Raw genomic sequence first — 26,182 nt, 5'->3', positions numbered from 1 at the left:
AGGCTTTCTACAATGGGGCATGCAACGCCCAAGCACAACTGGCCCGAGTGTAGTGGCCGCACCAGTCTCCGCCCATCCGTTGGCACTGCTGATTGCCCACGAGATCCGCGAACGCGGTGGCTGGATGCGCTTTGAGCGCTTCATGGAACTGGCGCTGTACGCACCTGGGCTGGGCTACTACAGCGGCGGTCGCCGCGTGCTGGGGCAGATGCCGCAGGATGGCAGCGACTTCGTCACCGCCCCGGAACTGACGCCATTGTTCGGCGAGGTGCTGGCCCGCCAGGTGGCGCAGGCGCTGGACGCCACCGGCACCGACGAGATCTGGGAGTTCGGCGCCGGCAGCGGCGCGCTGGCCGAGCAGCTGTTGGGTGAGCTGGGCGACCGCATCCAGCGCTACACCATCGTCGACCTGTCAGGCACGCTGCGCGACCGCCAGCACCAGCGCCTGCTCAAGCGCCACCCTGAACTGGTTCACAAGGTGGTTTGGGCCGACAGCCTGCCCGACACGCTGGAAGGCGTGATCGTGGGCAACGAGGTGCTGGACGCCATGCCGGTGCACCTGCTGGCCTGGAACGGCGAGGTCTGGCAGGAGCGCGGCGTGGCGCTGGCCGACGCCACGGCCGCTGATGCGCAAGCCGAGACGCCGACCTTTGTATGGGCCGACCGGCCCGCCCCGGCTGGCGTGCGCCCCCCGACCGAGCACAGCGACGAGGCGTTCGCCCCCGGCACGGTGACCGAGACCCACGGCCAGGCCGAAGCCTTCGTGACCACGCTGGCGCAGCTGATGACACGCGGCGCGGCTTTTTTCGTGGACTACGGCTTTCCGGAAGCCGAGTACTACCTGCCCCAGCGCACCGGCGGGACGTTGATGTGCCACCACGCCCACCGCAGCGACCCGGATCCGCTGAGCCAGGTCGGCGAGAAGGACATCACCGCCCACGTCAACTTCACCGGCATTGCGCTGGCCGGACAGGAGGGCGGCTGGGAGGTGCTGGGCTACACCAGCCAGGGGCGCTTTCTGATGAACTGCGGCCTGGGCGAGGCGCTGGCGCGCACAGGTGATGCCAGCACCGCAGCTGATCTGAAGGCGCGTAACGCCCTGCAGATGCTCGTGGCCGAGCACGAAATGGGCGAGCTGTTCAAGGTGATCGGCTTCGTGAAAGGGCCGTGGTTTGACGCCATCGGGTTCGCACATGGCGACCGGACGCACACGCTCTAGGCTATGACGGCCATAGCGTGCCCGCCGTGCACGCGCCGGGCTTCGCTGGGATAATCCCTCCCATGCTGCAACAACGCACCCTCAAGTCGCTGACCCGGGCCGTGGGCGTGGGCCTGCACAGTGGCCAGCGCGTCGAACTCACGCTGCGACCGGCGCCGCCGGACACCGGGATCGTGTTCCGCCGGGTGGATCTGGCACAACCGGTCGACATCCCGGTCAACCCGGGCTCGGTGTGCGACACGCGCATGGCCACGACCATCTCACCCGGCGGCGACCCTGGAGCGCCCAAGGTCAACACGATCGAGCACCTGATGTCGGCCTGCGCCGGCCTGGGGCTGGACAACGTCTACGTCGACATCACCGCCGAAGAGGTCCCCATCCTCGATGGCTCGTCGGCCGCGTTTGTGTACCTGCTGCAAAGCGCCGGCATCGAGTTGCAGAAGGCGCCCAAGAAGTTCATCCGCGTGCTCAAGCCGATCGAGGTGCGCGAGGGCGAAGGCCGCACGCTGAAGTGGGCCCGGCTGGAGCCCTATCACGGCTACAAACTGGCCTTCGAGATCGATTTCGACCACCCGGCAGTGGACCAGACGGGCCAGCGTGTCGAGTTCGACTTCGGCAGCGGCCAGTACAAGCGCGACATCGCCCGCGCGCGCACCTTTGGCTTCACGAAAGACGTGGAGATGATGCGCTCACGCGGCCTGGGTCTGGGCGCCAGCATGGACAACGCCATCGTGGTGGACGACTACCGCGTGCTCAACGCCGACGGGCTGCGCTATGACGACGAGTTCGTCAAGCACAAGATCCTGGATGCCATCGGCGACCTGTACGTCGTGGGCCACCCGCTGCTGGCCGCCTACACGGCCTACAAATCCGGCCACGCACTGAACAACCAGTTGCTGCGCGCCTTGCTGGCCCAGCCCGACGCGTACGAGATCGCCTCGTTCGAAGACGAGCGGCAGGCACCGCGCGGTATGGCCGAACTGGCCCCGGCGTGGTGACCTCGCCATGTTGTTGTTGCGCACAGCCGGCTTCCTGATCCTGCTCGCCTTCCTGGTGTGCATGGCGCTGTACACGCTCACCGGCCAGCCGGTGTGGCGCCAGCGGGCCATGGTGCCGGTGAAATGGGGCCTGGTGCTGCTGATGGCATTTGCGGCCATCTGGGTCTTGCGCCGCGCCGCGCTGGTGTGAGGCCGCCAAGCGGGTTCAAAACGTCGGCATCCTGACATTCCCGGGCTTCCCCCGTGTTCAAGGGGGGTGATCCCCCCTAGCATGGGTCCCATACAAGACACAAGGCGCGCAGGCGCCAGGGAGCCCTCTGCATGGATTACGACGCTCTGTACCGGCGCTCGATCGACGAGCCGGAAGCGTTCTGGCGCGAGCAAGCCGCCCGCATCGACTGGCACCAGCCCTTCGAGCAGGTATGCGACCACAGCCAGCCGCCGTTTGCCCGCTGGTTCGCCGGCGGGCTGACCAACCTCTGCCACAACGCGGTCGACCGCCACGTGCCTCAGCGACCCGATCAGCCCGCACTGGTCTACATCTCCACCGAGACCGGGCAGGAGCGGTCGCTGAGCTACGGTCAGCTGTATGTCGAGGTGCAGCGCACGGCCGCCATCCTGCAGGCCATGGGCGTGCGCAAGGGCGACCGGGTGCTGATTTACATGCCGATGATCCCCGAGGCGGTGGTGGCCATGCTGGCCACGGTGCGTCTGGGGGCCATTCACTCGGTCGTGTTCGGAGGCTTTGCCAGCCACGCGCTGGCCAGCCGCATCGACGATGCGCAGCCCACCGTCGTGTTCACGGCCGATGCCGGCTCGCGCGGCGGCAAGGTCATTGCCTACAAACCGCTGCTCGACGAGGCGCTGAAGCAGGCGCAGCATGCTGTGCCACACGTGGTGGTGGTCGACCGTGGGCTTGCGCCCGCGCCGCTGCAGGCCGGCCGCGACCACGACTTCCACACGCTGCGCCGCGAGGTGATGGACGCCCAGGTGCCATGCGAGTGGGTTGCATCCGAACACCCGAGCTACACGCTCTACACCAGTGGCACGACCGGCAAGCCCAAGGGTGTGCAGCGCGACACGGGCGGCTACGCCGTGGCGCTGGCCATGTCGATGGACTTGATTTACTGCGGCCAGCCCGGCGAGACCTTCTTCTGCACCAGCGACATCGGCTGGGTCGTGGGCCACAGCTACATCGTCTACGGGCCCTTGCTGGCCGGCATGACCACCATCGTCTACGAGGGCCTGCCCGTCCGGCCGGATGCGGCCGTGTGGTGGTCCATCGTCGAGCGCCACCGCGCCAACGTGATGTTCTCGGCGCCCACCGCCATCCGGGTGCTCAAGAAGCAGGATCCGGATTGCCTCAAGCGGCATGACCTCTCCAGCCTCAAGCACCTGTTTCTGGCCGGCGAGCCGCTGGACGAGCCCACCGCGCGCTGGATCGGTGAGGCCATCGGCAAGCCCATCATCGACAACTACTGGCAGACCGAGACGGGCTGGCCCATTCTGAGCCTGGCACGCGGGGTGGACCCGCATCAGGCGCCACGCCTGGGCTCGCCGGGTGTGCCGATGCCGGGCTACAAGGTGACGCTGCGCGACGACCAGACGGGCGAGCCGCTGACCGGCGCCAACCAGAAGGGCGTGCTGACGATCGACGGGCCCCTGCCGCCCGGCTGCCTGCAGACCGTCTGGGGCGACGACCGGCGCTTCGTGCAGACCTATTGGTCGACCTTCCCGAACCAGCCGGTGTACAACACCTTCGACTGGGGCATTCGCGACGAAGACGGCTATTACTTCATCCTGGGCCGCACGGACGACGTCATCAATGTGGCCGGCCACCGCCTGGGCACGCGCGAGATTGAAGAGGCCGTGAGCAGCCACCCGGCCGTCGCCGAGGTGGCCGTGGTGGGTGTGGCCGACGAGGTCAAGGGCCAGGTGGCGCGCGCCTTCGTGGTGGTCAAGGATCCGCAACGCGTGGCTGACGACGCCGGCCGCGCGGCGCTCGAGGCCGAGATCATGCGCACGGTCGATGGGCAGTTGGGCGCGGTGGCCCGCCCGGCGCGTGTGCATTTCGTCAACGTGTTGCCGAAGACGCGCTCGGGCAAGCTGCTGCGCCGGGCCATCCAGGCCGTGTGCGAAGGCCGCGCCACAGGCGACCTGACCACCATCGAAGACCCGGCCGCGCTGCAGCAACTGCAGGAGGCCGTGGCGCGCTGAGCGAGCCACAACGGGCCACAACGGGCCACAACGGGCCACGACGGGCCATAGCGGCCCGTTACCGGCACGTTTCAGCGGCTGGTCTGGTGAACGAGGTCGCGCACCCGCGGATAGATCTCGTTTTGCCACCGGCGGCCGTTGAACACGCCGTAATGGCCCACGCCGGTCTGGATGTGGTGCTGGCGCCAGTAGGGGCGCACACTGGTGCACAGATCGTGCGCTGCCACCGTCTGGCCCAGCGAACAGATGTCGTCTCGCTCGCCTTCGACCGTCAGCAGCGCGGTGCGCCGGATGGCAGCCGGCTCCACCGGTGTGCCATTCCAGGTCAGCGCCCCGGTGGCCAACTCGTAGCGCTGGAACACCTTGCCCACGGTCTCGAGGTAGAACTCGGCCGGCAGGTCGGCCACGGCAAAGTACTCTTCGTAGAAGGCCTTGGTGTGGGCCACGCGGTCGTGGTCGCCTTCGGCAATCGCGTGGTACAGGTCGCGGAAGGCCTGCGCATGGCGCTCCTGGTTCATGCTCATGAAGGCGGTGAGCTGCACGAAGCCTGGGTAGACCTTGCGCCCCATGCCACGCTGGGGCCAGGGCACGGTGTGGATCATGTTCTCTTCGAACCAGCTCAAGGGACGCTCCGTGGCCAGCTCATTGACGCGGGTGGGGTTGATGCGGCAATCGATCGGGCCGGCCATCAAGGTGAGGCTGCGAGGCTGGGCAGGATGCGCATCCTGGGCCATCAAGGCCACGGCGGCCAGCGCCGGCACGCAGGGCTGGCAGATCGCCATCAGATGGGCGCCCGGGCCCATCTGGTCGAGAAAGCGGATCAGGTGGCCGATGTAATCGTCCAGCCCGAACGCACCATGGCGCACGGGCACATCGCGGGCGTTGTGCCAGTCGGTGATGTAGACATCGTGGTCCTGCAGCAGCGTGCGCACGGTGTCGCGCAACAAGGTGGCGAAATGACCCGACATGGGCGCCACCAGCAGAACGCGCGGCTGCTCGGGCGCGCCCTCCTTGCGGAAGCGCAGCAGCGTGCCGAACGGCGTACGCAGCACCGCCTCTTCGCTGACGGCATACGTCTGCCCCTGGCTGACGACCGACTCAATCCGGTACGGCGGGCGCTGGTGGGTGGTGCGCAGGCGGGCGAACACCTCGCTGGCCGCTGCGGCCGAGCGGGCGAGCACCCCACCGGCCAGCCACTCGTCGAGCCCGCTCTCTGCGGGCCCATCCGGCAACAGCCGGTGCAACCAGTCTGCGGTGCCCTGCGCCAGTTCGCGCCACGGTTCCAGCAGAGTGTGTTGGGCCTGATAGCTTGCGTACAGCATGCGCGTCCTTGTGGAGTGGTCACGCTGTCTCAGCAAGTTGCGAGCCATCTTCGGCCTCGCGGGGTGGCACGCAGTTTGCACGGCCCCCCGCTGTGCGCCGCTGCGCGCCCGCCCCATACCGAGGAGACCCGATGGCCGAAACCGCCAAGGCGCCCGCACGCCCCGCCCCTAAGGCGCCTGCCGCCACGCACGCCGGCAAGCCCAGCGCCGCGCAGGCCGGCGCCACGTTGACCATCACGAGCAAGAACTACTCCTCATGGTCGCTGCGCGGCTGGTTGCTGGCGCGGTTTGCCGGGCTGGATTTCGAGGAACATGTGCTGCCACCCGACGACCCGTCCACGCGGGCGGAAATCCTGTTGCTGTCGTCGTCCATCCTGGTGCCCTGCCTCACCCACAACGGCATCCGCGTGTGGGACACACTGGCCATTGGCGAATACCTGCACGAGGTGTGCCCCGAAGCGGGGCTGTTGCCAGCAGACGTGAAGGCCCGCGCGCACTGCCGTGCCATCTGCGGCGAAATGCACTCGGGCTTCTCTGCGCTGCGATCGGCCCTGCCGATGAACCTGCGCAGCCACTTCCCGGGATTCAAGGTGTGGTCGCGCGCGCAGGCCGACATCGACCGCATCGTCGCCATCTGGCATGACTGTCTGGCAACCTATGGCGGCCCTTACCTGTTTGGTGCGCGACGCACCATGGCCGACGCCATGTACGCCCCGGTCTGCACCCGCTTTGCCACCTACGACGTCAAGCTTGATCCGGTTTGCCAGGCCTACTGCGAGCGGATGCTGGGCCAGCCCGAGATGAAGGCGTGGATCAAGGCAGCCAAGGCCGAACCCATCGACATCGACGAACTCGACGTGGAGTTCTGACCCGATTTGGGGCACGCACCATCGCGGCGCGCGCGAAGGAGCCACCGCCGCGCTCCGTGGTCATGCAATAACGGCACAATGGGGGTTTTGCGGCTCGCCTCCACACCATGAACCCCAAGACCGCCCTGAGCGACGAAGAAATCCACGAAATCGACATGCTGCTGGCCGCCGTGCCTGCACCATACGAGACGGTGGATGCCGTGATCCTGGACGGCTATCTGGCGGGCGTGCTGGTGCAGCCGGTGGAGATCCCGGAGGAGGACTGGCTCGGACCGATCTTCGGCACCGAAGGGGCGCCCAAGCCTGGCATCCCGGGCTGGACCGAGGAGCAGCACAACCGCCTGATCGAGCTGATCACGCGACGCAAGAACGAAATCCAGCGCGGCATCCTGGAAGACGGCTGGTTCGACCCGATCGTGCCCATGATCGAGGATGACGACGGCAAGCCCGTCGAAGGCGACGAAGCCATGCAGGGCGTGGGCTACTGGGCGGCTGGTTTCGAGTGGGCGCTGGCCAACTTCCCGCAACTGGAAGACGCCGCGCTGCCGGGGGTGCCGGATCTGCTCGATTCGATCTGGCGCCACCTGCCCGAGCAGGACGAAACCCAGCAGGCCATGACCAAGGCACTCAACGAGGAACACCCGCTCAAGAACCTGGACGAGGCCATTGAGGCCCTGGTGTTCGATGTGGTCGACCTTACGCAGATCGGCACCGCCGAGCGTCTGAAGGTCGAGACCGTGGTGCGCGAGCAACCCAAGGTCGGCCGCAACGACCCTTGCCCCTGCGGCAGCGGCCGCAAGTACAAGCACTGCCACGGGGCCAACTGACCCCGCGTTCGCCCATGCGCGTGCAACTGGTTTCCGATCTGCACCTGGAGCGGTATCCGGATTTCACCCCGCTGGCCGCCACGGACGCCGATGTGCTGGTTTTGGCAGGCGACATCGGCTCCTATCAGCCAGGTTCTCTTCTGGCGCTGCGCGGCGACAAGGACTTCGGCCTGGGCCGCTTCTCACCGCTGAAGGGTGCGCCATGGCAGCATGTGGTCTTCGTGCCAGGCAACCATGAGTACGACGGGCTGGAATACGACGAGGTCGATCAGCGCCTGCGCGAAGTCTGCGCCCGGCTGGGCCTGATCTGGCTCGAGCGCGAAGCGGTGGTCATCGAGGACGTGCGGTTCGTGGGCACCACGCTGTGGAGCGATTTCGAATCGCTGGCCGACCGCGAAGCCCAACCTGCCAAACGGGTGGCGGCGCTCGACAAGGCGCTGCGCGCAGCCAACTTCTACCTCCGCAAGAACAGCACCTTGCGCAATGGGCAGCATATGCTGGCTGAAGACATTCAGCCGCTGGCGCGCGACTGCCAGCGCTGGCTGCGCCGCGCGCTGGAAACGCCGCACCACGGCCCGACGGTGGTCGTCACGCACTTCGCGCCCACATTGCACAGCAATGACCCGCGGTATGGTCTCAACCCCGGCACGGCGGGTTTTTGCAACGGGCTGGACGACCTGCTGCACCTGGCCGACCTGTGGATTCATGGTCACCTGCACTGCCCGAACGACCACATCGTGCGCGGCATCGAGCAGGCCCGACCCTGGGAGTGCCGCATCGTCTCCAACCCGCGAGGCTATGCGGTCAAGGGCGAGCAGGAGGCGTACCAGGAATGCATGGTCGTGGAGGTGCCTCGCCGGCCCGCACGCCATTACTGAACCTTGATCAAGCACCCAGCCCCGCCGGCTGCGTACACTGGCTCATCTACCTGACGAAGGAACCGCTGATGAAGATCCTGCTTCCCGTTGACGGCAGCCCCTACACCAAGCGCATGCTGGCCTGGCTGGCCACGCACGACGAGTGGGTCAAGGGCGATCACCATTTCACCGTGCTGACGGTGGTGCCGCTGATTCCGCCCCATGCGGCGGCCATGTTCCCGGCCGACCAACTCAAGAGCTACTACGAAGACACGGCCGAGTCGGTCTTCAAGCCCATCCGCAAGTTCATGGCCAAGCACGACATGGCCACCGCCTATGTGGGCAAGACGGGTCATGCGCCCGATGTGATTGCCAAGATGGCCGACAAAGGCAAGTTCGACATGGTCATCATGGGCTCACACGGACACGGCAACCTGATGAACCTGGTGATGGGCTCTGTGACCAACCAGGTGCTGGCGCGCTGCAAGGCGCCCGTGTTGCTGGTGCGCTGATGCAGCGCCAGGCAAGGGGCCTCGCGTGGCCCCTTGCCATGTCACGCGGGGGCGCTCACGCCAAGCGGAACCGGCCCACCGCGGATTGAAGCCGGGCAGCCTGGTCATGCAGACTGGCTGCAGCAGCGCTCGACTCCTCGACCAGCGCGGCGTTCTGTTGCGTGGTCTGGTCCAGCATCGTGACCGCCTGGTTGACCTGCGCGATGCCATGGCTTTGCTCGACGCTGGCACCCGCGATTTCCGACATCAGCTGACTGACGCGCTGCACCTGCTCGATCAGGCGTTCGACCGACGCGCTGCTGTGCGTGGCCAGTTCGTAGCCTTGCTCAACGCTGTCGACGCTGCTGTGGATCAGCCCTTTGATCTCGCGTGCGGCCTGGGCGCTGCGCTGAGCCAGCGTCCGCACCTCGCCTGCCACCACGGCGAAACCACGTCCCTGCTCACCGGCTCGCGCCGCCTCCACGGCCGCGTTCAGCGCCAGAATATTGGTCTGGAATGCGATGCCATCGATCACGCCGTTGATCTCAGCAATGCGCGCGCTCGTCTGCTTGATCTCGGCCATCTTGGCCAGCACCTGGCTGAAGGCCTCGCCACTGCGCGCCGCGTCCTGGGCCGCGGCATCGGCCAGCGCGTTGGCCTCGCGCGCCGTGCCGGCATTCTGATCGACCGCGCCCGCCATCTGCTCCATGGAAGAGGCTGTCTGCTGCACGGACGATGCCTGGCTCTCGGTGCGGGCGCTGAGGTCCAGGTTGCCTTGCGCAATCTGGCTGGATGCCGTCGCCACCGAATCGCTGGCGGACTTGATGCCTTCGATGGTGCCGCGCATTTGGTACACGGCCCGACCCAGCGCATCCACCATGTGACCCACCTCATCACGGCTTTTGCTGCGCAAGTGCACCGTCAGGTCGCCCTCGGCCAGAGCTTGCGCTGCCTGCATCGCGTCGCGCATGGCCCGCGTCGTCGTGCGGGTCACCACAACGGCCACCGCGCCACCGAGCGCGAGCGCCAGCGCCACGACGACGCCCATCGCGGACAGTTCGGCGCGGTGAGCGAGGGCCCGCTGGTCGAGCAGCGCACCCAGCCGCTTCATGGCCACCTCGCTGAGCGCGAACTGGTCGGCGATGACCTCGGTCAGGGCATCAAAGTAGGCTGTGGAAGCCATGTCCGGTTCGACCTTGGGATCGAGCAGGTGATCGATGATGCCCACGCCACGCGTCACCGCCGACTGCGCGGCCTGGACCCTGGCGTCAAGCTCAGAGACATCGCCCCCCTGGTCTCGGCGTGCAGCCGCACGCGCCAGATTGCGTTTGGCATCGTCCGCGTAGGTCACCGCCCAGCGACGCAGGTCGCGAAGGGCCTGGCGCTGCTCAGGGGCAAAATCCTCACGCACCAGCATGGCCGTGCCACGCGCCCGGGCCAGTCCGAGTTGCTCGGTCAGGCGTGGTATGTCGCGCGTCAGCGCCTGGATCAGGAAGTAGCTTTCTGCTTCCGGGTCGAGCGACAGGCCGCTCACGGCCGCCACATCCTCGACCAGGTGGATGGCCCGCATGACCAGTTCGGTGTGCCGCTGAACGCTCAAGGGCGCAGCCAGCTGGCCCTGAGCCACCTCTTGCGCCAGTGTCTCCCAGTCTGCAGCCAGCGCCTGCAGGGCTCGGCCAGGCCCCGGGTCGCGAAGCGGTGTCAGGCTCTCGCCAGCATGCGTGAGCGCAGCTGTCACGTCGCGACGACGGGCCTGCAGCACAGCGAGGCGGGAATCATCGCCGTTCAGATAGGCGTTCGACAGGCCGCGGTGCTCCTGCAACAGCTTGACCGCGGTGAGCACATCACGCGTGGGCGGCAGCCCGAGCCGTTCGGCTTCGATGGTCTGAAGGTTGTGCACCATGGCACGCAACACCAGGGCGACCGGCGTGGCCACCATGAAGAGGGCAATCAGACACAGCAGGAGAAACTTGTGGCGAATGGGCAGATTGGCAATCCAGGCAGACATCGATCAGTTCCGGGCTCGCACAGGCGTGCGTGACGGAACACATGTTTGCATGGGTCGTTCCGCGTGACCGCATGCGTCCTGGGGATCACCGGACGCAGGGTGCCGCATGACCGCGCCGTTGTGCAGCGCGGCGATTGCGGCCGGGATATCGGCCACCCGAGGCGCAGCTTGAGGGGCATCGGCACGCTGCAGCGTGACCGATTACCCCGAATCAAGGCCGGTCGATCGGTGCAGAGGGAGACGAGGCAGGCGCGGGCGGAACGCCCTGGTTCGGGTGGATGACCACGCCGGGCGACAAGGAAATGTCATCGGCCACCGTCACCTTGGTGACGTAGTAGCGGGTGTCGCCGAAGCAGGAGGTCGGCAGGCCTACCTTCTGCTCGTAATGCAGCGCCACCCGGCGGCCTACGACACGGTTGATGCTTTCGGCGACGGCGTCATCCACGACGGTGAAGGTGAATTTCTCCAGCGGGGCGCCTGGCATCGAGACCAGGGCCAGTTCGCCCTCCCAGGTCTTGCAGATCCAGCCTTTTTTGGAGAATTTCTGCACCCACCCGGCCCGCTCGCCGGACGAATAACTCCAGCTCCATGCGGCCGTCAGATAAGCCGCCAGCACAGCCAGCACCACCACGGGTGCCACCACCAGGATCACAACGCGCTTGTTCATGTCGATGTCGTCAAACAGATGCTGGACGACCGAGCCCTCCCCCGCCGTCCAGACGCCATCCTGACATGAATCGCGCTTGTCGCGAGCGACCCCGCCCTCGAACAGGTGGGCTGCAAACAGGGTCACCGCGGGGTCCCTAGAATGTTCGGGCTTCGGGGTCACCGCCCCGTTCTGTCTCCCACAAGGCCGACCATGTCCGACATCCGCATCCGCGGCGCCCGCCAGCACAACCTGAAGAACCTCGACCTGGACATCCGCACCGGGGAGCTGACCGTGGTGACGGGGCCCAGCGGCTCGGGCAAGTCGTCGCTGGTGTTCGACACCCTCTACGCCGAGGGCCAGCGCCGGTATGTGGAGACCTTCAGCGCCTACGCCCGCCAGTTCCTGGACCGCATGGACCGCCCGGCGGTGGACCGCGTGGAAGGCGTGCCGCCGGCCATTGCCATTGACCAGACCAACCCGGTGCGCACCTCGCGCTCGACGGTCGGGACGATGACGGAACTCAACGACCACCTCAAACTGTTGTTCGCACGCGCCGCGCAGTTGTTCGATCAGAGCACCGGCCTGCCGGTGCGAGAGGACACGCCGCAGTCGGTCTTCGAAGAGCTGCTGCGCCGCTGCGTGGCCACGCAAGGTGGTCGGCGCCTGGTCGTCACGTTTGGCGCGGAGTTGCCCGCCAACACCTCACCCGAACAGATGGAAGAGTGGCTCTCGGCGAGCGGCTTTTCGCGCATCCAGGCGCAGCGGGTGGTGAAGGTGGCCGTGGATGCCGGTGCGGCACCTGTGGCCAAGAAAGCCGCGAAGAAAGTCGCCGCCAAGAAGACCACCAAGAAGGCCGCCCATGCCGTCGGCACGGACCTGGGCGACGACGAGCGCCTGGTGCTCGATGTGGTGGTGGACCGCTTCCGTGTGGGCGCCGACGCCACCGGTGCCGACCTCGACCGCCCGCGCGTGATGGAGGCGTTGGAGGTCGCCTTCAAACGCGGCAATGGCCACATCACCGTCTACGCGCTGAGCCCGGACGACGGCGAGCCCGAACTCTGGCGTTTCTCCAGCGGCCTGCATTGCCCCGAGAGTCACCGCCGCTACAGCACGCCCACGCCGGGCATGTTCTCGTTCAACTCGGCTGCGGGCGCCTGCCCCACCTGCCGGGGCTTTGGCCGCGTGATCGGCGTGGACTGGGGTCTGGTCATCCCCGATGCCAAGAAAACGCTGCGCGGCGGCGCCATCAAGCCCTTGCAGACACCCGCCTGGGCCGAGTGCCAGGCCGATCTGATCAAGTACGCGGGCGACGCGGCCATTCCGCGCGACACGCCCTGGTCGCAACTGACGGCCGATCAAAAGCACTGGGTGCTCGAAGGCGATCCCGACTGGAAAGGCAACTGGAACAAGCAGTGGTACGGCATTCGCCGCTTCTTCGAATACCTGGAGAGCAAGGCCTACAAGATGCACATCCGTGTGCTCTTGTCAAAGTACCGCAGCTACACGCCCTGTCCCGACTGCGAAGGCGCGCGGCTGCAAACCGAGTCGCTGCTGTGGCGCCTGGGCTCGCAGGCCGATGCCGATGCGGTGCTGGCCCCCACGCGGCGCTTCAAGCCCAAGGGGGTCGCGCTGGATGCCGAGGCCTTTGCGGCGTTGCCGGGCCTGAACCTGCATGACTTGATGCTGTTGCCCATCTCGCAGCTGCAGCGCTTCTTCAGCTTCGTCAGCCTGCCCAAGCAGGGCGACCAGGAGGCCCTGCAACTGCTGCTGGATGAGATCCGCACGCGGCTGAAGTACCTGGTCGATGTGGGTCTGGGCTACCTCACGCTTGATCGCCAGAGCCGTACGCTCTCGGGCGGCGAGGTGCAGCGCATCAACCTGACCACCGCCCTGGGCACCTCGTTGGTCAACACGCTGTTCGTGCTGGATGAACCCTCCATCGGCCTGCACCCGCGCGACATGGACCGCATCAACCTGGCCATGCAGCGCCTGGTCGACGCGGGCAACACGCTGGTGGTGGTCGAGCACGACCCGGCCGTGATGCTGGCTGCCGACCGCGTCATCGACATGGGCCCCGGCCCCGGCTCGCAAGGCGGACGCATCGTGTTCGATGGCACGCCCGACGAACTCAAGCAGGCCGAGACGCTGACCGGCGCCTACCTGGGCGCGCGACGCCGCATCGGCATCGGGCAGCGCCGCCCTGTCGCAGAGAGCACCCCCAAGCTGATTCTGCAAGGCGCGCGCGAGCACAATCTGAAGAACCTGGACGTGGCCTTTCCGCTCCAGCGCCTGGTGGGTGTCACGGGCGTGAGCGGCTCAGGCAAATCGACCCTGATCCAGGACATCCTGCACCCCGCCCTGTTGCGTCACTTCGGCGAGGCCACCGAGAGCCCGGGTGAGCACGACGAGCTGCTGGGCGCCGACTGGCTGAGCGCGGTCAGCTTTGTCGACCAGTCGCCCATCGGCAAGACGGCGCGCTCGAACCCGGCCAGCTATGTGGGCGCGTTTGATGCCGTGCGCACGCTGTTCGCGGTGACGCCGCTGTCGCGCGAGCGCGGCTACACGGCCGGCACCTTCAGCTTCAACGCGGGCAACGGGCGCTGCCCGACCTGCGGCGGCTCGGGCTTCGAGCACGTCGAGATGCAGTTCTTGAGCGACGTGTACCTGCGTTGCCCCGATTGCGACGGCACGCGCTTCCGCGCCGAGGTGCGCGAGGTGGTGATCGAGCGTGGCAACCGCAAGCTCAGCATCTCGGACGTGCTGGAGCTCACGGTCGCGGAAGCCATCAAGCTGTTTGCGCAGGATGTGGACGTGGTGCGCGCGCTGCAACCGCTCTCCGACGTGGGACTGGATTACGTGAAGCTGGGCCAGCCGGTGCCCACCTTGTCAGGTGGCGAAGCGCAGCGCCTGAAGCTCGCGGGGCACCTGGTCGAAGCCGCCACGCAGATGGCCAAAAGCGGCCAGCGCACCGCGCGCAAGGGCACGCTCTTCCTGTTCGACGAGCCCACCACCGGCCTGCACTTCGACGACATCGCCAAGCTGATGCGGGCGTTCGCCAAGCTGCTCGACGCCGGCAACAGCATCATCCTGATCGAGCACAACCTCGATGTGGTCCGGGCCTGCGACTGGTTGATCGAACTCGGCCCCGAAGGCGGCGACGCAGGCGGCCAGATCGTCGCCCAGGGCGCGCCAGAGGACCTCCGGCATGGCGCCACGCACACGGCGCTGGCCCTGCGCGAGTATGAACAGGCGCTGGGCCTGGAAGAGGCCACCGAGGCCACCGTGGTGCGAGCAGAAGAAAGCGGTCGCCCGCTTCAGTCGCTCATTGCCCAACGCCGCAAGCAACGCCGTGACGCCGCTGCACACGCCCCCGGCGCCCATGCCATTGAGGTCATCAACGCCCACGAGAACAACCTCAAGGGCATGACCGTGCACATCCCGCGTGGCAAGTTCAACGTGATCACCGGCGTATCGGGCTCGGGCAAATCGACGCTGGCCTTCGACATCCTGTTCAACGAGGGCCAACGCCGCTACCTCGAATCGCTCAATGCCTATGCGCGCTCGCTGGTGCAGCCCGCCGGCCGGCCCGAGGTCGACGCGGTGTACGGCATCCCGCCCACGGTGGCCATCGAGCAGCGGCTGTCGCGTGGCGGGCGCAAGTCCACCGTGGGCACCACCACCGAGGTCCACCACTTCCTGCGCCTGTTGTATGTGAAGCTCGGCGTGCAGCACTGCCCGCACTGTCGGGACGGCGAAGGCCACCCCATCCCCGTGCTGCCACAAACGCCCGAGGCGATCGCCGCGCAGTGGTTGCGCGAGTACCGCGGCCAGCACATCGGCCTGATGGCGCCGCTGGTGGTCAACCGCAAGGGCGTCTACACCGAGCTGGCCAAGTGGGCGTCGGCGCGGGGCTTCGACTACCTGCGGGTGGACGGCGAGTTCCTGGCCGTGGCGGGCTGGGGCACCGCCAAGGGCCCGAAGCTCGACCGCTACCGCGAACACACCATCGAGCTGCCTGTCGGCGACGTGGTCGTGTCGCCCGACAACGAATCCCGCCTGCGCGAGCTGCTGGCCTCGGCCCTCGAACACGGCAAGGGTGTGGTCCACCTCATCACAGGGCTCGAAGGTCTGGCCGACGCCCTGGCCACCGGCAAGTCCACCCTGCACATGGGCCGCGTCAAGGTGTTCTCGACCCAGCGCGCCTGCCCGAGCTGCGGCACGAGCTTCCCCGAGCTCGACCCGCGCCTGTTCAGCTACAACAGCAAGCATGGCTGGTGTCCCGATTGCGTGGGCACGGGCCTGGCACTCACGCGTGACCAGCGCAAGGCGCTGGACGATTCGCAGGCGGCCGACGACAACAAGGGGCGCGAGCAGACATTCGCCGAGCCCGACGTCGAGGATGTGGACGAGCAGGCTTGCGGCACCTGCCACGGCGCACGGCTCAACCCCGTCGCACAGGCCGTGCTGCTGCGTGGGCACTCGATCGCACAGGTCTCCGCCCTGGCGGTCAAGGACGCCCGCAAGTGGAGCGAAAAGCTCAAGCTGGATGGCCGTGAGGCCACGATCGCACGCGACATCGTCAGCGAGATCAAGTCGCGCCTGGCCTTCATGGAACAGGTGGGCCTGGGCTACCTCAGCCTCGACCGGGCTGCACCCACCCTGTCGGGTGGCGAGGCCCAGCGCATCCGGCTGGCCGCGCAGCTCGGCAGCAACCTACAGGGCGTGTGCTACGTGCTCGATGAGCCCACCATCGGCCTGCACCCGCGCGACAACCAGTTGCTGCTGGATGCGTTGCATACGCTGGGCCAGTCCGGCAACACGCTGGTGGTGGTGGAGCACGACGAAGACACCATCCGCCGCGCCGAACACGTCATCGACATCGGCCCCGGCGCGGGGGTGCGCGGCGGCACGGTCGTGGCCGAGGGCACAGTGGCCGACGTGATGGCCAGCGCCGATTCGGTCACCGGCCGCTGCCTGCGCGCGCCCATGGTGCACCCGCTGCGCGTGGACGACACCGGCGCGCCGATCGGCCGCCGCCCCGTCGACAAGACGACGCCGCAGCTGCAGCTCAAGGGCGCACGGCTGCATAACCTGCAGGGCGTGAACATCAAGGTGCCGCTGCAACGGCTGGTCGCCGTCACCGGCGTGTCGGGCTCCGGCAAGTCGACGCTCGCGCGCGACGTGCTGCTGGCCAACGTGCAAACCGCTGTGGCCATCCCGTTCAAGGAGCGCGGCAGCACCAAACCGGCCTGGCTCGGCTGCGACGGCCTGGACGGCTGGGGGGCCATCGACCGCGTGCTCGAAGTCGACCAGACACCCATCGGCAAGACGCCGCGCTCCTGCCCAGCCACCTACATTGGCTTCTGGGACACCATCCGCAAGCTGTTCGCCGACGCGCTCGAAGCCCGCGCGCGCGGTTGGGGTGCGGGCCGTTTCAGCTTCAACACCGGCGAGGGCCGCTGTCCCGAATGCGAAGGCCAGGGCATCCGCACCATCGAGATGGCCTTCCTGCCGGATGTGAAGGTGCACTGCGACGCCTGCAACGGCATGCGCTTCAACCGCGAGACGCTGGCCGCCACCTGGCGCGGCAAACACATTGGCGACGTGCTCAAGATGGAGGTGGACGAAGCCGTCGAGTTCTTCGCCTCGATGCCCTCTATTGCCCACCCGCTGCAACTGCTGCAGGACGTCGGACTGGGTTACCTGACACTGGGCCAGCCCTCGCCGACGCTGTCGGGCGGCGAGGCGCAGCGCATCAAGCTGGTGACCGAGTTGAGCAAGGTGCGCGACGACATCGGACGGCGTGGGCAGAAGGCGCCCCATACCCTGTATGTGCTGGACGAGCCGACCGTGGGCCTGCACATGGCCGACGTCGAGCGGCTGATCCGCGTGCTGCACCGCCTGGTCGACGGCGGCCACAGCGTCGTCGTCATCGAGCACGATCTGGACCTTATCGCCGAGGCCGACTGGGTCATCGACATGGGGCCGGAAGGGGGCGCAGGCGGCGGCAAGGTGGTGGCCGAAGGCGCGCCTGAGAAGCTCGTGGCCAAGGGGACGCACACGGGCGTGGCGCTGGCGCCGGTGCTGGCGCGCCACGCACCGACACGCAACTAACCGACGCTCAAGCCCAGCAACGGCGCCCACACACTGAGGCTCAACAGCGCCAGCGCGGTGGTCCACAGGATGATGCGGGCCACGACCTGTGTGTCGGCACCCACGCGCTCGGCCAGCATGGACACATTACTGGCCGCAGGCAGGGCGGCCGCGAGGGTCAGCGCCAACAGCCCTGCGTCGGACACCGGCAGCCCCAGGGCCTGCAATGCCAGGCCGGCGCCCCAGACCAAGACCGGATGCACCAGCAACTTGACGCCGACTGGCCAGGCCAGGGCGAAACCAGTCGCTGCCCCCACGTGATGCGTCATGCGCGCGCGCACGCCAGCGCGCGCCAGGATGGCACCCAGCGTGAACAGCGCGGCAGGCGAAGCAGCCTGCCCAAGCAGCATCACCGTGGCATCCAGCGGCCCCGGCAAGGTCCAATCGCACGCTTGGAAAACCATGCCCGCCCCCATGGACAGCAGCAAGGGATTGCGCAGCGCCCCCCCGAGCGGCGGCCACAGCGCCCACCGCCCCACGCCGGCATGCCCCCAGGCCAGACAGAAGGTGCTGAAGAGCAGCACGTCGACCGCAATGGTGGCCGCCACGGGCCCGGCTGCCTGTGGGCCCAGCAAGCCAGTGAGCAGCGGAAGCCCCAGGAAGCCGGTGTTCGGGAAAGCCGTCACAAGCGCCGCCATGCCGGCATCCATGCGGCCGAGCCTTTGCCTAGCCGCCCACCTGAAGCCCAGCGCGAGCACAACCCCGCCGGCCAGCGCATAAGCCAGCACCAGCCCCGACAGGCCCGGCTGCAACAGCGCGCCGCCCAACCCCAGCCTGAACAGCATCGCGGGCAGGCCGAAATACAGCACGAAGACGTTGAGCGCGGCAATGCCATCGACCGGCACCAGCCCACGGCGCGTGGCCGCCCAGCCCAGGGCGACCAGCAGGAAAAACGGCAGAAACTGTTGGATCAGGGCCCACATGGGCCGAGATTGTCGGCCAGACGCGCCCAAGCCGCCCGGGCTCAGGCGCCTTGATCGGCCTGCCAGGTGGCCGGCGTATGGCCCGTCCAGCGCCGAAAAGCCCGGTGGAAGGTGCTCACCGACGCAAACCCGAGCTCATCGGCCACCTGCTTGATCGACAGGCGCCGCTCGGCTAGCAACTGTTCGGCCATGAGCCGCTGGCTCTGTTGCACCAGTTCCATGTAAGACGTGCCCAGCGCCGAGAGCTGGCGCCGCAGCGTGCGCTCTGACACGCCGACGTGGCGGGCGGCCTCACCAATGGCCGCCACACGGGGGAACTCGGCCACCAGCCACTGGCGCACGCGCTCGGCCACGTCCGAGCGACTCTGCACGGCCTGCAAGGCCGCCTCGGCCCGCGTGCGCGCCGCAGAATAGGCCACCGGATCGTGCGCCGGCAAGGGCCGATCCAGCAATGCCCGATTGAACACAACGCCCCACTCGGCCTGTCCGAAGTGCAGGCGGTTGCCCAGCGCGGCTTCGTAGCGCGCGCGCAGGCCGGAAGGCTCGGGCAGCCCGAGGTCAATCCGCAGGATGTCGACCGAATCGGCCCCGGCGAAACGCAGCATCTGGATGGCGCTGGTGACGGCAAACTCCGCCCGGAAGTGCCCGCTGGCGCCCCCGGATACCAGCGGCTGCACATGGATGCGCGCATGCGGTGGCGCGTCTTCCAGTTGCAGCTCGGAGCGGTCCTGCACCAGCGCGGCATACCGATCCAGATCCTGAATCACGGCGCGCAGGGTGGGGGCAGACAGCACCAGCGGCACCATGTGCCCGTAGCGCATCAGCGCCAGGCTCTTGCCCGCCACCAGCGCGAAGGCCGGGTCGCCCGTGTGTTCCAGCGCGGCGGCCATCATCTCGTCGAATCGCGCCAAGGGCACCCAATCGCCCTCTTCGTCGATGTCATCCAGCACCCGGTAGCCGCAACGCTGCAGCACGGCCGACGCACCATGGCCTTCCACCTCCAGGGTGTAGGCCAGGATCTTCAGGTGCATGGGCGAGATGTGCATCTCCGTTCAATGTCCTCTGGTACACGGCCCACAGCATAGCGCGAGGCTGCGCTGCGCCACGCTCAGGCTTTCCCGACAAAAAAGCGCCACACCCGAGGGTGCGGCGCCCAAACACGAGGAGGAGAGAGAGCCGCTCGCTTACAAGCCGAGGGCCTTGTACACCGAGGCCAGGAACGAATCCAGCGTGCCCGGGACCTTGGTGTTCTGCAGATTGCGTTGGGTTTCAAACGCACGAATCGGGGTGCCCGAGCCATCGAGCAGGTTGTCCAACACAACGTTCAGGTTGTCGATGTTGGCCTCCTTGATGGCGGTACCCGAGAAGGTCAGTGTGGTGAGCGTGTGCGACTTCAGGAAATCGCGGTAGTACGGCACGTAGTAGCCCACGTTGGGATACGGCTTCATCGCATTGACCCACTTGCTCACCTCGGGCGCCCACTTCTGGTTGAGCAGTGTGTCACGCGGCACACCCGACTCGGCGGCCGCGATCTCCGGGTAGAAGGGCGTGTACGAGAAGGCCGAATAAATGGCGTCCTGCTGGAAGACGCTGAAGTTCATGCGGTCCCGAGGGAAGATCTTGGCCAGGCCGGTGGTCAGCGAGCCGAGGTTTTCGGCCGTGCCGGCATCGGGGTACATCGTCAGCAGCTTGGTCACCAGACCATCGGCGCCGTCCAGCCCCCAGACGTCGCGGATCTTGTTGTGCAGCTTGACCGAGGGCGAGACCGTCGGGCTGTCCGTGCGGTTGACCTGGAACAGCGGGCCCGAATCGGCCAGCAGGGCCGACTTCTTGGGGTTCATGGCCAGGCGGATCCAGCCGTAATTGGCCGTCGAGCCGGCGCCGCCGGCCGAGAAGCCGGTGACCAGCAGGTGATCGGGGCGCTTCATGTTGGCGCCCAGCCACTGGGCCATGGCATAGCCATTGATGCTGCCCTTGTGGTACTGCACGCGGGGCTTGGCCGGGTCGGCGTCGGTGTAGGCCGTGATCTTGTTCCCGGTGTGCACGTCGCCCGTGCAGTAAGGTGCGTAGACGATGTTCCAGTTCTGGGTCTGCACGCGCTGCAGCGGATGCAGGCGCATCGAGAACGGGGTGATCAGACCGCCCAGCGCCAGGCCCGACATCCCCCCATTGAGGACGTTGAACACATTGGTCATGTAGTCCTTGGGGATGCCATTCGGGTTCGACGCCGACAGAATGGCAATGCCCAGCGGACCGTCGCTCTTGCCCGCGCAGGCGTTCTGATCCCAACAGGCGCCGCCGCCTTCAAAGACCACGACGGTCTTGCTGCTGAAGGGCGTGCGGTTGACGAAGAAGCGATAAGGCGAGCCATCGCCGCAGGCCGCGCCGGTGCTGGCGGGCAGATCAACGGCTTCCCACTGGAAATAAGCTGCATGCGAGGCCAGCGGCAGCATGGCCATGAGCGCCAACGCGCTCAGACGGGGACGGACGGTCATGGGAGGCTCCTGGAGGGTGCGTGTATGGAACTGCCCTGATGCTAGGCAGCCCGCCCTACCCCTTGATTCGCCACGCCGGCCATTCATTTGCCAGCGCGCCCCACCCCCGGGAAAGCGCGCAAGCGCGGCGCCGACATCACCCCCGGGATAACACGAGGCCGTCGTTCAATGCACCCTGAGCGCCGCCAGGATGCCGCCGCGCCGCATCACGCGCCAGCCAAGCAGCAGCGCCAGCAGCACGGCATACACCATGACCTCGTCCACATCGTTCTTGGCCGATTTTTTCCAGTAGAAGTGCAGCAGGCCCAGCAGCGCCACCGCGTAGACGAGCTTGTGCAGCATCTGCCAGCGCCGCCCACCCAGTGCGCGGATGGCCGCGTTGAACGAGGTCAGCGCCAATGGCAGCATCAACAACAACGCCAGCATGCCCACGAGAATGAAGTTGCGCTTGAAGACATCGGCGAAGATGTCCGGCAGGATCAGCCCCTTGTCCAGCCATGCGTAGGCCAGAAAATGCAGCGCGGCATAGACAAACGCCGTGACGCCCAGGGGCCGGCGCAGCCGCAATACGCCGGGCAGCCCGGCCAGTTCTCGCAACGGCGAGATCAACAAGGTCAGCCACAGAAAGCGCAAAGCCCACTCGCCGGTCTCGCGGATCAGACGCTCGGCAGGATTGGCGCCCAGCGCGTCTCCGAACGCCGCCGCCAGCAGGGCGAGCGCGGGGATGGCACACAGCACCCAGCATGCGGGCTTGGCCCAGGGGTGCAACAGCCAGGCGTTGAGCCGGCTTTGAACAGCGGTCGACATCGGGATCAGGGCTCAAAAATGACGCTTCAGGTCCATCCCTGCGTACAACTGACCGACCTGGGCCTCATAGCCATTGAACATCAAGGTCGGCCGGCGGGGCGTGAACAGGCCCCCTTCGCCAATGCGGCGCTCGGTCGCCTGGCTCCAGCGAGGATGGTCCACCTTCGGGTTCACGTTTGAAAAATAACCGTATTCCTGTGGCGCCGCTTTGACCCAGCTCGGGGTATTGGGCTTGTCGAGCAGACGGATGCGAACAATCGACTTGGCGCTCTTGAAGCCGTACTTCCACGGCACGACCAGGCGCAGCGGCGCGCCATTCTGGTTGGGCAGGATCTCGCCATACAGGCCAAAGGCCATCAGCGTCAGCGGGTGCATCGCCTCATTCAGTCGCAGGCCCTCCACATACGGCCAGTCCAGCACCGGCGACCTCAACCCGGGCATCTGCTTGGGATCAGCCAGGGTGACGAACTCGACATACCGCGCCTTGCCGGTCGGCTCGGCCCGTCGGATCAGGTGTGACAGGCTGTAGCCTACCCACGGGATGACCATCGACCAGCCCTCGACACAGCGAAGTCGGTAGATGCGCTCCTCCATGGGCGCGAGCTTCAACAGGTCATCCAGGCCGAGGCGCTGGGGCTTGTTGACCTCGCCATCGATCACCAGCGTCCAGGGTCGCGACTTGAGAGTGTGGGCCCGCTCGGCCGGATCCGACTTGTCGGTGCCGAATTCGTAGAAGTTGTTGTAGGTGGTCACGTCCTGATAAGGCGTGAGCTTGTCCGTCACCACCCCGCCGGCCAAGGCCGTGCGCTGCGCAGCCAGCGCAGGCAGTTTGCCCGGCCCTTTGACGGCCGCAGGCTGACCTTGGGCCCACGCAGGCGCGCCGACCAGGCCACCCGCTCCCACGAGGGCGCCCGCACCGGCCAGGCCCTCCACGAACCGCCGGCGCTCGAGGTACACCGCCTGCGGCGTGACCTCGTGCTCAGGCAGCGTGCAGCCGCTGTCCGGGTGCAGCAGGTGGCGCGAGGTGCGGATGAAGCTCATGGGGGACTCCTGGCGCGATGTCTCGGCTCAATCAGGTGCTGTTCTTGGCCGCCACCTTGCGCGCAGCCTTCTTGGCAGGCGCCTTGGGCGCGCGCGGCTCGAACTCGAAGCCCACCTTGCCGGCCTTGGCGTCCCAACTCAGGAAGGCCTTGAACTTACGCCGCGTCTTGTTGGACACGAAATTCTCCAGCAGATCGGTCTTGCCCGTCTCCAGCAGCTTGCCAAACTGCTCCGGCGTGATGGGCTGCTGCAGGATGACCTTGCCGCTCTTGAAATCGCACTTGGCCTTGCCCCCGCCCAGCGTGTGCTCGCACACGTAGTTGGTGCCGTGCTCATACACGCTGCCGCCGCACTTCGGGCAGGCGCCCAGCGTGGTGGCGTTGCTGAAGTCCACCGGCTCGCCGGATTCTTCTTCCTTCTTGGCGTCTTCGCCGAAGTCGAACTCCATCTTCCAGTTGTTCGTCTCGGGGTCCTTGACCATCTTGAGCTCGGCCGTGAAAGGCCAGCCTGCCTTCGAACGGAAGCCCTCCAGCGGGCCCAGCTTGTGCGTGCTCAGCAGCGTCTCGACCTCGTCGAGCTCGAAGCTGCGCCCGGCCGGGATCTTGCCCATGCTGAAGCCGCAGCCCTCGCCCTGCCCATCGGCGCCCGTGCAAGTGAAGCGGCGGTAGTTCTCCTTGACCACGCCGCCGCAGTTCGGGCAGGGGGTCTTCAGGGTCGCGTAGTCGCCCGGAATGGTGTCTCGGTCGTACTCTTTGGCCTTCTGCACCACGCGCTGCGTCATGGCGGCGATCTCGCTCATGAAAGCCTCGCGGCTCAGGCGGCCCTTTTCCATCTCGGCCAGCTTGTGCTCCCAGTTGCCCGTCAGCTCGGGCTTGGTCAGCTCTTCCACGCCCAGGCCGCGCAACAGCGTCACCAGCTGGAAGGCCTTGGCCGTGGGGATGAGCTCACGGCCTTCGCGCAGCATGTACTTCTCGGTCAGCAGGCCTTCGATGATGGCCGCACGCGTGGCCGGCGTGCCCAGGCCCTTCTCCTGCATCGCGGCCTTGAGCTCTTCGTCGTCAATGAGCTTGCCCGCGCCTTCCATGGCGCTCAGCAGCGTGGCTTCGGTGTAGCGCGCGGGCGGCTTGGTCTTGTGCGCCGAGACGGCGATGTCTTCGTTGGCCACAGCCTCGTTCGGTTGCACGGGCACCAGATGCGCGTCATCGCCCTCTTCGGCGGCTTCCTTGCCATACACAGCCAGCCAGCCCGGCTTGACCAGCACCTTGCCGTTGGTCTGGAAGCAGTGCTCCTTGCCCGCGGCAGCCACCTTGGTGATGCGCGTGGTGACCTGGAACTCGGCCGAGGGGTAGAACACCGCGATGAAGCGCTTGACCACCATGTCGTAGAGCTTGGCCTCGGCCTCGGTCAGGCTGCGCGGCGCCTGCAGCGTCGGGATGATGGCGAAGTGATCCGACACCTTGGTGTTGTCGAAGACACGCTTGGTGGGCTTGACGTAGCCGTCGTTGACCGCCTTGCGCGCGTGCTGCGACAGCTCGCGCAGCGGCCCGGGCAAGTCGTCGTCAGCAATCATCTCCATGGTCTGCTTGACCACGCCGATGTAGTCCTCGGGCAGCGCGCGCGAGTCGGTCCGGGGGTAGGTAAGGACCTTGTGCTTTTCGTACAGGGCCTGCGCCAGGCCCAGAGTCGTCTTGGCGCTGAAGCCGAAGCGCGAGTTGGCCTCGCGCTGCAGCGTGGTCAGGTCGTACAGCAGCGGGCTGGCCTGTGTGCTGGGCTTGGATTCTTCGGTGACGGTGCCCTGCTTGCCTCGCACGGCGTCGGCGATGGCCTGGGCCTCGGCGGCGGACCAGACGCGGTCGGCCTTGAACTCGGCCTCGGCCGAGCCTTCCGCGGCGTTCTTGTCCTTCTTGAAGTTCGGATCGAACCACTTGCCTTCATACGAGCCGGCCTGTGCACCGAAGGTGCCACGCACCTCCCAGTAATCACGGAACACGTGCTTGCGGATCTTTTCTTCGCGCTCGACCACGATGGACAGCGTCGGCGTCTGGACCCGGCCCACGGTGGTCAAAAAGAACCCGCCATCGCGCGAGTTGAACGCCGTCATGGCGCGCGTGCCGTTGATGCCCACCAGCCAGTCGGCTTCGGAGCGGCAACGTGCCGCCGAAGCCAGCGGCGTCATCTGCTCATCAGAACGCAGTTGCTCGAAGCCGTCGCGGATGGCCGCCGGCGTCATGCTCTGCAGCCACAGACGCTTGACGTCCTTGCCCAAGCCCTTGGCGCGCGTCGTGGCCGTGCTGTCGGCCGCGTACTGCACGATCAGGCGGAAGATGAGCTCACCCTCGCGCCCCGCGTCACACGCGTTGATCAGGGTGTCGACGTCCTTGCGCTTGATGAGCTTGACCAGGGCGTTGAGCCGGCCTTTGCTCTTGTCGATCGGGTTGAGGTCGAAATGCGGCGGGATGACGGGCAAGTTGGCGAAGCTCCACTTGCCGCGCTTCACATCGAATTCGTCCGGGGCCTTGATCTCGACCAGGTGGCCGACGGCCGAGCTGACGACGTAGTGCTCCGATTCGAAGTACTCATCGTGCTTCTCGAACTTGCCGTCCACCGGCGTGAGGGCCCGGACGATGTCCTGGGCCACAGAGGGTTTTTCGGCGATGACCAGCGCTTTGCTCATGCGTGTTGTGTTCTTTGATCCATACAATCGGGCTTCTCGCGCGCGCCTGCACACACACGTGTACACGCGGGCACGCGCGCGCCCACAATTTCAATTTACCGAATCTGGCCGATGACGCAAGCCACGAAAAAACCCCACCCGGCCGCCCGCACTGCCGCCAGCCGCGCCAGCAATGCGCCCGGTGGCCGCCGCACGCAGGTGCGCCGCTCGGGTGTGCATGGCAAAGGCGTCTTCGCCATCCAGCCCATCACGGCGGGCGAAATGGTGCTCGAATACAAAGGCGAGATCATCACCTGGGAAGAAGCGCTGGAGCGCCATCCCCATGATCCGGCCCAACCCAACCATACCTTTTATTTCCACCTGGACGACGGCCACGTGATCGATGGCAAGCACGAAGGCAACTCGGCCAAGTGGATCAACCACTCGTGCTCACCCAATCTGGAAGCCGAGCAACAAGGTTTTCGAGTCTTTCTGCGGGCGCTGCGCGACATCGCGCCTGGCGAAGAGCTGTTCTTCGACTACGGCCTGGTGATCGACGAGCGCATCACGCCCAAGCTCAAGAAAGAGTATGCCTGCTGGTGCGGCACGCCCGACTGCCGTGGCACCATGCTGGCCACCCGCCGCCGCTGAAC

The 26,182-nt window shown here is 66.8% G+C and carries 19 protein-coding genes; 10 read left to right on the top strand and 9 right to left on the bottom strand.

All coding sequences use genetic code 11. From position 1 onward, the window contains the following. Nucleotides 1–19: 19 nt before the first annotated feature. The 4 genes from GTZ97_RS07295 (at nucleotide 20) to GTZ97_RS07280 (ending at nucleotide 4,434) form a co-directional block, all read left to right on the top strand. Nucleotides 20–1,219: a class I SAM-dependent methyltransferase gene (locus tag GTZ97_RS07295; protein ID WP_161649932.1), complete on the top strand. Its 1,200-nt coding sequence runs from the start codon at nucleotides 20–22 to the stop codon at nucleotides 1,217–1,219. Between the two features lie 62 nt (nucleotides 1,220–1,281). Beyond that, on the top strand, nucleotides 1,282–2,217 hold the full coding sequence (gene lpxC / locus GTZ97_RS07290; protein WP_161649931.1) for a UDP-3-O-acyl-N-acetylglucosamine deacetylase: 936 nt from the start codon (nucleotides 1,282–1,284) through the stop codon (nucleotides 2,215–2,217). Nucleotides 2,218–2,224: 7 nt separating this feature from the next. Further along, entirely contained in the window at nucleotides 2,225–2,407 is a 183-nt protein-coding gene (locus tag GTZ97_RS07285; RefSeq protein ID WP_161649930.1) for a hypothetical protein, read from the top strand. A gap of 131 nt (nucleotides 2,408–2,538) precedes the next feature. Beyond that, nucleotides 2,539–4,434 carry a propionate--CoA ligase gene (locus GTZ97_RS07280; protein WP_161649929.1) on the top strand — a complete coding sequence of 632 codons (1,896 nt, stop codon included), beginning with the start codon at nucleotides 2,539–2,541 and terminating at the stop codon, nucleotides 4,432–4,434. Between the two features lie 71 nt (nucleotides 4,435–4,505). Here GTZ97_RS07280 and GTZ97_RS07275 read toward each other — a convergent pair whose 3' ends face one another. Next, the gene (locus GTZ97_RS07275; protein WP_161649928.1) at nucleotides 4,506–5,756 is read right to left on the bottom strand and encodes a polyhydroxyalkanoate depolymerase; all 1,251 of its coding nucleotides are present in this window, start codon (nucleotides 5,754–5,756) and stop codon (nucleotides 4,506–4,508) included. A 131-nt stretch (nucleotides 5,757–5,887) separates the two neighbouring features. Between GTZ97_RS07275 and GTZ97_RS07270 the strand changes: the two genes are divergently transcribed. The 4 genes from GTZ97_RS07270 (at nucleotide 5,888) to GTZ97_RS07255 (ending at nucleotide 8,821) form a co-directional block, all read left to right on the top strand. Next, nucleotides 5,888–6,625 carry a glutathione S-transferase family protein gene (locus tag GTZ97_RS07270; RefSeq protein ID WP_161649927.1) on the top strand — a complete coding sequence of 246 codons (738 nt, stop codon included), beginning with the start codon at nucleotides 5,888–5,890 and terminating at the stop codon, nucleotides 6,623–6,625. A 107-nt stretch (nucleotides 6,626–6,732) separates the two neighbouring features. After that, nucleotides 6,733–7,452: a UPF0149 family protein gene (locus GTZ97_RS07265; RefSeq protein WP_161649926.1), complete on the top strand. Its 720-nt coding sequence runs from the start codon at nucleotides 6,733–6,735 to the stop codon at nucleotides 7,450–7,452. 14 nt (nucleotides 7,453–7,466) lie between these two features. Then, complete coding sequence (locus GTZ97_RS07260; protein ID WP_161649925.1) at nucleotides 7,467–8,330, top strand: metallophosphoesterase; 864 nt, start codon at nucleotides 7,467–7,469, stop codon at nucleotides 8,328–8,330. Nucleotides 8,331–8,398: 68 nt separating this feature from the next. Next, nucleotides 8,399–8,821 carry a universal stress protein gene (locus tag GTZ97_RS07255; RefSeq protein WP_161649924.1) on the top strand — a complete coding sequence of 141 codons (423 nt, stop codon included), beginning with the start codon at nucleotides 8,399–8,401 and terminating at the stop codon, nucleotides 8,819–8,821. A gap of 55 nt (nucleotides 8,822–8,876) precedes the next feature. Here GTZ97_RS07255 and GTZ97_RS07250 read toward each other — a convergent pair whose 3' ends face one another. Further along, on the bottom strand, nucleotides 8,877–10,808 hold the full coding sequence (locus GTZ97_RS07250) for a methyl-accepting chemotaxis protein (RefSeq protein WP_161649923.1): 1,932 nt from the start codon (nucleotides 10,806–10,808) through the stop codon (nucleotides 8,877–8,879). A gap of 211 nt (nucleotides 10,809–11,019) precedes the next feature. Further along, nucleotides 11,020–11,601, bottom strand: coding sequence for a hypothetical protein (locus GTZ97_RS16470; RefSeq protein ID WP_201748197.1), 582 nt, complete (start codon nucleotides 11,599–11,601; stop codon nucleotides 11,020–11,022). Between the two features lie 66 nt (nucleotides 11,602–11,667). Here GTZ97_RS16470 and uvrA point away from each other — a divergent pair, with 66 nt between their 5' ends. Continuing rightward, nucleotides 11,668–17,571: an excinuclease ABC subunit UvrA gene (gene uvrA, locus GTZ97_RS07240; protein ID WP_161649922.1), complete on the top strand. Its 5,904-nt coding sequence runs from the start codon at nucleotides 11,668–11,670 to the stop codon at nucleotides 17,569–17,571. Here uvrA and GTZ97_RS07235 read toward each other — a convergent pair. The 6 genes from GTZ97_RS07235 to GTZ97_RS07210 form a co-directional block, all read right to left on the bottom strand. Beyond that, nucleotides 17,568–18,533 (bottom strand): AEC family transporter, encoded by a 966-nt coding sequence (locus GTZ97_RS07235; RefSeq protein ID WP_161649921.1) that lies wholly within the window; start codon nucleotides 18,531–18,533, stop codon nucleotides 17,568–17,570. The genes uvrA and GTZ97_RS07235 overlap by 4 nt on opposite strands. Before the next feature lie 41 nt (nucleotides 18,534–18,574). Then, entirely contained in the window at nucleotides 18,575–19,579 is a 1,005-nt protein-coding gene (locus GTZ97_RS07230) for an AraC family transcriptional regulator (RefSeq protein ID WP_161649920.1), read from the bottom strand. 138 nt (nucleotides 19,580–19,717) lie between these two features. After that, nucleotides 19,718–21,028: a pectin acetylesterase-family hydrolase gene (locus GTZ97_RS07225; RefSeq protein WP_161649919.1), complete on the bottom strand. Its 1,311-nt coding sequence runs from the start codon at nucleotides 21,026–21,028 to the stop codon at nucleotides 19,718–19,720. A gap of 165 nt (nucleotides 21,029–21,193) precedes the next feature. After that, a complete protein-coding gene (gene msrQ, locus GTZ97_RS07220; RefSeq protein ID WP_161649918.1) occupies nucleotides 21,194–21,835 on the bottom strand; it encodes a protein-methionine-sulfoxide reductase heme-binding subunit MsrQ in 642 nt (213 codons plus the stop codon). Nucleotides 21,836–21,847: 12 nt separating this feature from the next. Continuing rightward, on the bottom strand, nucleotides 21,848–22,876 hold the full coding sequence (gene msrP / locus GTZ97_RS07215) for a protein-methionine-sulfoxide reductase catalytic subunit MsrP (protein ID WP_161649917.1): 1,029 nt from the start codon (nucleotides 22,874–22,876) through the stop codon (nucleotides 21,848–21,850). Between the two features lie 31 nt (nucleotides 22,877–22,907). After that, nucleotides 22,908–25,550 (bottom strand): DNA topoisomerase III, encoded by a 2,643-nt coding sequence (locus GTZ97_RS07210; RefSeq protein ID WP_161649916.1) that lies wholly within the window; start codon nucleotides 25,548–25,550, stop codon nucleotides 22,908–22,910. A gap of 111 nt (nucleotides 25,551–25,661) precedes the next feature. Here GTZ97_RS07210 and GTZ97_RS07205 point away from each other — a divergent pair, with 111 nt between their 5' ends. Continuing rightward, on the top strand, nucleotides 25,662–26,180 hold the full coding sequence (locus GTZ97_RS07205) for an SET domain-containing protein (RefSeq protein WP_161649915.1): 519 nt from the start codon (nucleotides 25,662–25,664) through the stop codon (nucleotides 26,178–26,180). Nucleotides 26,181–26,182: the final 2 nt, after the last annotated feature.

The organism is Aquabacterium fontiphilum, assembly GCF_009909205.1.
Lineage (GTDB): Bacteria > Pseudomonadota > Gammaproteobacteria > Burkholderiales > Burkholderiaceae_C > Aquabacterium > Aquabacterium fontiphilum.
This window is presented reverse-complemented; position numbering and strand designations above follow the sequence as displayed.